General features: G+C 61.2%; 6 protein-coding genes. All 6 read left to right on the top strand.

Annotated elements, in window-relative coordinates:
* Window positions 1–7 precede the first annotated feature (7 nt).
* Window positions 8–3,997 carry a response regulator gene (locus AACR14_RS03620; protein ID WP_050547822.1) on the top strand — a complete coding sequence of 1,330 codons (3,990 nt, stop codon included), beginning with the start codon at window positions 8–10 and terminating at the stop codon, window positions 3,995–3,997.
* Window positions 3,984–5,228, top strand: a complete 1,245-nt coding sequence (locus AACR14_RS03625; RefSeq protein WP_019445154.1) for a response regulator — start codon at window positions 3,984–3,986, stop codon at window positions 5,226–5,228. Before AACR14_RS03620 ends, AACR14_RS03625 begins: the two co-directional genes overlap by 14 nt.
* 3 nt (window positions 5,229–5,231) lie before the next feature.
* The gene (locus AACR14_RS03630) at window positions 5,232–5,873 is read left to right on the top strand and encodes a GNAT family N-acetyltransferase (protein WP_019445155.1); all 642 of its coding nucleotides are present in this window, start codon (window positions 5,232–5,234) and stop codon (window positions 5,871–5,873) included.
* 60 nt (window positions 5,874–5,933) lie between these two features.
* Window positions 5,934–6,707, top strand: a complete 774-nt coding sequence (cobB, locus tag AACR14_RS03635; protein ID WP_005336680.1) for a Sir2 family NAD+-dependent deacetylase — start codon at window positions 5,934–5,936, stop codon at window positions 6,705–6,707.
* Between the two features lie 91 nt (window positions 6,708–6,798).
* Window positions 6,799–7,275 (top strand): hypothetical protein, encoded by a 477-nt coding sequence (locus AACR14_RS03640; protein ID WP_026034909.1) that lies wholly within the window; start codon window positions 6,799–6,801, stop codon window positions 7,273–7,275.
* Window positions 7,275–8,397: GGDEF domain-containing protein (locus AACR14_RS03645; protein WP_019445157.1), on the top strand; the 1,123-nt coding region annotated here is incomplete at its 3' end. The genes AACR14_RS03640 and AACR14_RS03645, both read left to right, overlap by 1 nt.

Below are 8,397 nucleotides of genomic sequence, written 5' to 3' on the forward strand. Positions count from 1 at the left end.
CAGGCAGATGCCTGGCTTTTGTTTTCAGATGACCAAATTCCCCGTTTTTCTTCTGGGTGCCGTACTGGCACTGCCGTTGCACGCCAAGCCTTTGCAGACCACAGTGCTGCCGTTGGCGCCGGCGACCCAAGCTTATGTAAATTCACTTAGCCAGCTTTCGCTCTGCTATCCTGCGACGCTTCCTCCACCATACCTGATGGCCGAGGGGGGACTGCTCAAGGATCGTCTCGCCCAGTTGCAGGAGCTGTTCCCGATTCCGCTGGTGCTCAAAGAGCTGCCCGATTGGCAGACATTGCGCAACGGGCTCGCAGAGGGGGAATGCGACATCATTCCCTATGTCGGAACCCGCAAGAAGGCCGTGGAGGGCATGCGGTTAAGTCGTCCGATGATGGAGACCGATGCCGCCATCCTCTACAAGGGAGAAAATCTCAAACAGGCCCGCTTTCTGGTCTACTCGTTGGCAGACTCAGCCCGCCTGCTGCACGAGCTCTATCCTCAGGCGCGCATTATTTCCCTAAAAAGCGGAGAGAAGGTCTACGACGCGCTGCAGAGCGGCAAGGGGGATGCCTATCTGGGGGACTATCTGCAACTGCGCTATCTGATGCGCGAGTTTCCGGCCGATGGTTTGCGCCTGCGCCGCCTGTTTGGTGAGGATCGGATCATCAGCTATCGCCTGATGATGCGTGATCAGCCTGAGTTGGCCAATCTGGTGGACACCCTGATCCGTCATATGCCCGCCGGTACTATCTATACCGATCTTGCTCGCTATCTCGATCAGGGGTCGCTATATGTCAACCAGCCCCACTTCAGCGATACCGAACAGGCCTGGTTATCCGGCCGCGGTCGCACCATTCGCCTGGTGGTCAATCCCGAGTTGATGCCCTATAGCGGCGTCAATGATCTGGGGGAGGCGAAAGGGTGGAGCGCGGATGTGCTGCGCTGGGTCACCCAGGAGACAGGCCTGAAATACAAGCTGGTGTCTGCCGCCAGCAAGGCGGAGGCCGTAGAAAAGCTGCGCCGTGGTGAGGCGGATATGATGGCCGGCTTGCCGGAATCCCCGGCATTGACGGATCAGTTCATTTTCAGCCGGACGATCTCCACCAACCGGTTTGCCTTGATCAGCAAGCGCAAGCTGGCTGCCGATCGCATTACCCAACTCAAGCGGCAGCGTATTCTGGTGCCGGAATCCCTCTACGATCCCTCCTTGCTCGCCCTGCTCGGTGATCAGGAGTGGGTTCGCACCGACGGCCTCGAGCAGGGGCTTGCCGCGATCAAACAGGGCAAGGCTGACGCTATGCTGAGCGAGCTATATCAGCTGCAATATCCCCAGCGTACCAACTTGCTGGAAGGGCTCGATATCGAGGAGCTGGAAGATCGCTTCAGCCTTGGCTTTGCCATCAACAAGAGTCAGACCGAACTGGCTGGGGTGATGGATCGCAACCTGATGGCGCTGACCAGCACCCAGATTGACGAACTTAACCAGCGCTGGCGCCGCTTGCTCGTTGTGCAGCAGCCCGGCGTGAGCTACGCCGCCTGGTTTGGCTCCATCGCCATGGCACTGCTGATCAGCGGTATCGTCATCGGCGGGATCTGGCGCTCCCGCCAGCAACTGGCGAGGGAAGTGGCCCAGCGTCACGCCGCCGAGAAGGCGCTGGCCATCGAGAGCGAGCTGCGGGAAACCATGTTTCAGGCGTTGCCGGTGCCCGTCTATCTGCGCAACAGCCAGGGCAAGGTGATCAAATCCAACAAACAGGGACGACGTCTGGCCCTGCGCTATTCGCAGCAGTTGATGTTGCCGCCGGTTCAGTCCCAAAAGAGTGAAGGAGAGCTGGTGCTGGGGGATCAGGTGTTCGCCTATGCCCAGCATCCGCTGCGGCTGGACAAGCAGGCTCCCGCAACCGATCTCATCGCCCTGTCGGATATCAGTGTGTTGCGTGAGCAGGCCCGTTTTCTGCGTCAGGCAGAGCGCCGCCTGCGCGCCCTGACCAACACCGTTCCCGGCGTGGTGCTGCAGTTTATGTTCGAGCGGGGACGGGTAGGGGGTATCGAGTTTATCAGCCGGGGCTGTTACGAGCTGCTGGGGCTGGCGAGCCAGCAGATCCGACGTGAGCCCAAAAGGGTGCTCACTATGCTGGAGCGCGAGGATCGCCGCCGGGTACGCCGAGAGATGTTCGCCATGTTGCAGGCTGGCAAACCCTTCGCATTCACCATGCGCTATCACCATCCGACCAAGGGTCTGCGCTGGTTGCAGCTCTATGGCCGTGGCCGCAGTCAACCGCAGGGTTGGCGAATTTATGCGGTGATGCAGGATGCCACTGCCCGGGTCGAGCAGGATCAAGCACTGCAGCACTCCCATGAGCAGGCGCAACAGGCAGTTCTGGCCAAGGGGCGCTTTCTGGCCGCCATCAGCCACGAGATCCGCACGCCGATGAACGCCATGCTCGGCTTGCTGGAGTGGCTGGCCAGCACTCCTTTGTCGAGAGAGCAGGATTCGGCGCTGGCACGGGTACGTCAGGCGGGGGATGAGCTGCTCGGCCTGCTCAACGATGTGCTCGACTTTAGCCGCAACGAAAACAGCAAACTCTCCCTCTCGCCCCAGCCCACCGATTTTGCCGAGCTGTGCGAGCACGTGGCGGCAGTGCACTGGACCAAGGCGCGGGCCAAGGGATTGCAACTGCGCCTTAAGTTGGACCCGGCTCTGCCAGCCCTGCAGACCCTCGACCCTCACCGGGTACGGCAAGTGCTCCACAACCTGCTCTCCAATGCCATCAAGTTCAGCCTGCGTGGGGAAGTGGTGCTGTGGGCCGAGGTGGTCGCATCGACCTTGCGCTTCGGTGTGGATGATCAGGGACCGGGGATCACCGCCAAGATGCGCACCACGCTCTTTATGCCGTTCGAGCAGTTTGCCGTAGAAGGGCAGCTGCGGGCGCCGGGCACAGGTCTTGGTCTGGCGATCTGCAAGCAGCTGGTCGAGCAGATGGGGGGGCTTATCGATGTCGAGGGGCGTGTCGGTGGCGGTAGCCGCTTCTATTGCGAGTTGCCCCTGAAGCGGGTGCAGCAGGAGCCGGACTGGCAGCCCAATGTGCGGCAGCTGGCACTCTCTTTACCCCACGATGAGGCGCAAGCGCTCTCGCCCTGGCTTAGTCGATTGGGGATCGCCACCGTCAGCAACGCCGTTGATACGCTGCAAGCGGAGGTGGACGAGAAGGGGCTCTACTATTGGGCCTGGCAAGGGGAGTCCTGGGTGCCCGGGACCATCATCACTCTGCTGCAGCCACGGTTGACCCCGGATCAACCGGTGGCCGGCACCCAGCCCGGGCTCGGCATGCGGGTACTGCTGGTTGAAGATCACGATGTCAATCGCGAGCTGATCAGCCTGCAACTGGGCCAACTTGGTGCCAGCGTTATCACTGCCGCCAACGGGCAGTTGGCGCTGGAGATGCTGGCGAAGCAGGAGGTGGATTTTGTGCTGACCGATCTGCAGATGCCGGTGATGAACGGGGCCGAGCTGTGCAGGCAATTGCGCCAATCCGCCCGTTGGGCCCGTCTGCCGGTCTATGTGATCACCGCAGATCTCAGTGATCAGGCGGCAAGGGAGCTGCAATCCTGCGGTTGCGATGGCCATCTGGACAAGCCGGTCGCCCTCAAGGAGCTGGCGACCTTGCTGCGCCATATTGCCAAAGAGGGGAGCAATGCTGTCGCCCCGACACCGGTTGCCTCGCTGCTGACCGATGAACTGGCCGCCCTTTATCTGAAGGCTACCCGTGATGATTTGGCCGAACTTGAGCGCTGCAGCACAGAAGAAGATGAAGTTGGCGTGAATGCTGCTTTACACAAGTTGAAGGGGGCCGCCAGAATGGTAGGGGCGACTGCGTTGGTGGCGGTCATTGAAGAGTGGCAACAGGCACCCCATCCGATGCTGCAAGCCAGATTGAACCGGGCACTGGATGAGTTCAGCCAGCAGTTTTCAAAGAGGGCTCAAGATGATCATCACTGATGAAGAATTACTGGCGTTGCTCGATTCGGAAGAGCATGAGGCGGCAGGATTTTGCCCCATTGTGCTCTATGCCCTCGACAGCACCGCCCATGAGTTGGCCAGCACCATGACATTGCCCTCCTATGTCACGCTGCACCGTACCCGACCGGATGCCTGCTGGCAGTGGGAAGGGTTGTTTGCGGCAGGTGCCATTGCCCTTTACGACCCCGCCGCTCATCAGCAGGCGGACTACTTCCCCCAGTTGCAGCAGCATGAGGGGATTTACGCTATCGGCGAGGATTGGCTGGGGGGGCTTGCCGCCAGTTACCGTAAATGGTGCAACTGGCTGGCCGCTAACAAGGTGCTGCTGCTCGAGGATCACCCGTTTCAGGGGATGCAATTGCAACAGACCATCGCCGGGTTGGGGCTCTCCTGTCAGTGGGTACAGGATGAATCGGCCTGTCTTGCGGCATTGTCGGCGAGCGACATCAGCCTGCTGGTGTGCGATCTCAGTCTGGTGGAGCAAGATGCCATCAGTTTGCTGATGAACCAGCCCCAGTTGCAGGAGGCCGGGCTGCCCATTGTGCTGCTTTCGGCCCATGAGCAGACGCTGATCGACGGAGCCCGCCGCCTGCTGCACGATGCCGGTTTCAATATTCTGGCGGCGCTGGCCAAGCCGCTTGATTGCGACGAGCTGCTCAGGTTGCTGCGTCGACTCTATCTGGGCCCGCTGCGTCAGCAGCGCTTGAGCGGCCAGCGCCGCTCCATCCGCCGGTGGCAGGGGGAGGTGCAGGGTCAGCTTGGGCTGCTCTCCAGTCCCGCGACCCCTCATCCGGTCTGGCTGGCGGTAACGGGTTTACCCAGCCGCTGGGAGGCGCTCAAGGATTGGCTGACGGAGCAGTCGCGTACCCCGGCCGAACTGACCCTGCTGATCCACCGTCGTGACCACCTGCTCGGCAATGCCGATCGCTTCGCGCTGGTGCTGCAAGCCAGTCTGGCGGGGAGCAAGCTGGCGCTGCTGCTCGATAACAGCCAGCATCTGCCATTCGATCTGCTGGAGCGTTTGCCGCTGCAAGCCTTGCTGCTGGGGCAGGGGATCTTGCCGGAGATGGAGTCCTTGACCGGTGACTCCCTGCTGGGACGCTTTATGGCCCGGGTTCGGGAGCTGGGGATCGTCGTCTATCTGGATGATCCTTACAACCTGCTCGACGTCGAGGTGTGGCGAGAGCGCGGTATGACGGGGCGCTGGTAAGCCATGCCGCGCTACCTCTGCTGGCCCATGCACCGGGAGCGCCTTGGCAAAGGACTGGAGGGCTGGCCCCATCCGGTTTCCCGAGCTGCGCTGCCACTGGCGATGCAGGTCTCCGGGGTGCCTTGCCTGCTGCGCGAGCTGCATGGGGTGGCGCCTACCCGCATGCTGGCCGCTTACGATGCATTGAGTGAAGAGAGCATCTATCTGCGCTTTATGCGTCCGAAACGGACGCCGCCACCGGAACAGGTGGCCCAATTTCTCAATTACCATCCCGAACAACAGATTTCGCTGCTACTGACCGATCTGGCCGGTGAGCCGCTGGCTCAGGCGCAATCAATCCGCCGCCGCCTTCATCCCGATCGGGCGGAGTTTTCTTGCATCGTAGCGGATCACTTTCAGCACAAGGGGGCGGGGAGGCGCATTCTGCTGGCGCTGGCACTGCTGGCTAGAGCGGACGGGATCCGGGAGTGGACGGCGGAAGTGCTGGCCCAGAACCGGCCCATGCTGACCCTGCTCAAGCGCCTTGGTTTGCCGCTGACCCTGGTGACCGGGCGGGAGATGGTCTTTGTCAGGCTGGATCTGTCGGTACTGGATGCCTGGTTGCCCGTGCCGCCAGCGGCGCCGCTTAAGACCAAGGGCGAATAGTGACACTTTTTTCCCTGTGCTAAGGTCACATTTATTGTGCGGGGATAGACGGAGCAGCTTATGGCGCAGTCATATAAACATATCGTGATCCTGACCGGCGCGGGGATCTCTGCCGAATCCGGCATCAAGACTTTTCGTGCCTGCGACGGTTTGTGGGAAGAGCACAAGGTCGAGGATGTGGCGACACCCGAGGGGTATGCCCGGGATCCCGAACTGGTGCTGCGCTTTTACAACTCCCGCCGCAAACAGCTGCAACAGCCCCAGGTTCATCCCAATCCGGCCCACTATGCGTTGGCTCGTCTCGAGCGACTGCTGCCCGGTTCGGTGACGCTGGTCACCCAGAACATCGACAATCTGCACGAGAGCGCTGGCAGCAAGAACCTTATCCATATGCACGGCGAGCTGCTCAAGGCCCGCTGCCCCGAGTCCGGTCAGGTGATCGAGTGGCGCGGCGATCTCCATCAGGACGAGCTCTGCTCCTGCTGCCAGTTCCCCCAGCCGATGCGTCCCCATGTGGTCTGGTTTGGCGAAATGCCGCTCGGGCTGGATCGCATCTACAGCGCGTTGGCCCAGTGCGATCTCTTTATCTCCATCGGCACCTCTGGCGCAGTCTATCCTGCCGCCGGGTTTGTCCATGAAGCGGGATTGAACGGGGCGCACACCATCGAGCTCAATCTCGAACCGAGCGAGGTAGGTAGCCAGTTTGACGAAAAACGCTATGGCCCAGCCTCTCTGCTGGTGCCCGCCTATGTCGATGAGTTGCTGGAGGCGTGCGGCATTCATCAACCGAGGCAAGTCGAGGGGCACAACTGGATGGAGATGCGCGGCCCCTGAGCTACTGTGCGACGGGACAGTTGCAATGGTTCGGTGAAATCGCCACACTGGCAACCATTTAAAAAATGGGACGCAGTTGGCGCAAATTACCATGACCGCAGTAAAGCAATGGATCGCTTTTTTTCTCCTGATGCTGGCCAGTGCCAGTGCATCGGCCTCCATCCCCCTGATGACCCTGGTACTGCCAGATGGCCAGCAGGTGACCCTCGATGAGGCGGCCCTCTCCTCCTTGCCACAGACCGAATTCACCACCACTACCCCCTGGACTCAGGGCGCTCACCACTATCGCGGGCCGACCCTGTCAGCCGTGCTGGCGGCGAAAGGGATCCCGGATGCTCGCAAGATCGCCGTCTCGGCCCTCAACGGCTATCAGCAGGTGGTGGATCTGGCCCTGTTCGACGGCGTGCCGCTGACCCTGGTGCGTCAGGAGGACGGCAAACCGCTGACCCGGCGCAACAAGGGGCCGCTCTGGCTGCTCATCCCGTTCACCACCTATCCCAAGCTGGACGTCCCTGCCATTCACAACTGCATGGTGTGGCAGGTGACCCGCATCGAGATCGTCGATTGATGGGGCTATCCCGCCAAAATCTGCTGTTGGTTGCGGTGTCGCTGCTGTTTCTGCTCTCGTCGGGCAGCAGCCTCTATCTGCAGTATCGGCAGGAGCAGCTGGTCGATACCTTCTACCGCAATGTCCACTGGAACATCAGCCAGGTAATGCTCGAATCCCAGCGTTTCCTCTACGACCTGCAGCTCTATCGGGCTGGCAGATTGTCGATGGAGACCCTGAGCCTTGATTACGATCTGCTGTGGAACCGGCTCGATATCTTCCTCATCAGCAGTGAGACCGCCGAGATGCGCCAGCGGCACGGGCTCGGCAAAGTGCTGGCCACCCTGTTCGAGCAGATCAAGCAGCTCGAACCCCAGATGGAGGCCGGTGCGCTGCGCGAGGGGGCTGAGCTTGCCCGCTTGCAGGAGGCGATCGCCAGCCAGACCCGTCTCATCGAACAGATAGGGGATCAGATCCTCTCCGGCCAGGAGCGGGAGCATTCGGTCAGCCAGATCCGCAACAGCCTGTTCTGGCTGCAGATCTGGCAACTGATCCTGTTGCTGACTGGCGGCGCTCTGGTTGCTGCCCTCATTCGCGCCAATCTGGCGAACCGTCGGCTTGCCCTGCTCGATCCCCTGACCCAGCTTGGCAACCGCCGTGCCCTGCAGGAGCAGCTCTCTCGCGCTCTGCATGCCGATGATGTGAGCGCTTTGGTGGTGCTCGATCTCAAGCGCTTCAAGCAGGTCAATGATCTGCTGGGTTATCAGGTCGGTGATCGGCTGTTGCAGATGGTGGCCAACAAGCTGCAACAGGCCCATGGCAGCCACGCTTACCGGCTCGGCGGAGATGAATTTGCCGTGGTGCTGACCAAGGCGAATGATGCGCTGGAAACCGCCATTCATGAGCTGGTGGATCTGCTCCATTTCGAGTTCGTGACCCGGGAGTGCAGCTTCGATCTGGCCTGTCGACTCGGGGTCGCCAAGGCGCAGCAACAGGATGCCGCCCGGTTGCTGGATCAGGCCATCTTGGCCCTCAACCAGGCCAAGCGTAGCCAGGAGGGGGCGATCAGCTGGTTTGAGCCAGCCATGCTGCAGCAGTTGCAGTTGAGTCAGCAGCAGCTTCATCAGCTGCGAGAGTGGCTGG

This window comes from Aeromonas sp. 159 (genome assembly GCF_963862045.1).
Classification (GTDB): Bacteria; Pseudomonadota; Gammaproteobacteria; order Enterobacterales; family Aeromonadaceae; genus Aeromonas; species Aeromonas veronii.

What these genes read in the sequence shown, in the direction of transcription:
- AACR14_RS03620 (WP_050547822.1), top strand. Translation starts at nt 8, where the DNA reads ATGCCTGGCTTTTGTTTTCAGATGACCAAATTCCCCGTTTTTCTTCTG.
- AACR14_RS03625 (WP_019445154.1), top strand. Translation starts at nt 3,984, where the DNA reads ATGATCATCACTGATGAAGAATTACTGGCGTTGCTCGATTCGGAAGAG.
- AACR14_RS03630 (WP_019445155.1), top strand. Translation starts at nt 5,232, where the DNA reads ATGCCGCGCTACCTCTGCTGGCCCATGCACCGGGAGCGCCTTGGCAAA.
- cobB (WP_005336680.1), top strand. Translation starts at nt 5,934, where the DNA reads ATGGCGCAGTCATATAAACATATCGTGATCCTGACCGGCGCGGGGATC.
- AACR14_RS03640 (WP_026034909.1), top strand. Translation starts at nt 6,799, where the DNA reads ATGACCGCAGTAAAGCAATGGATCGCTTTTTTTCTCCTGATGCTGGCC.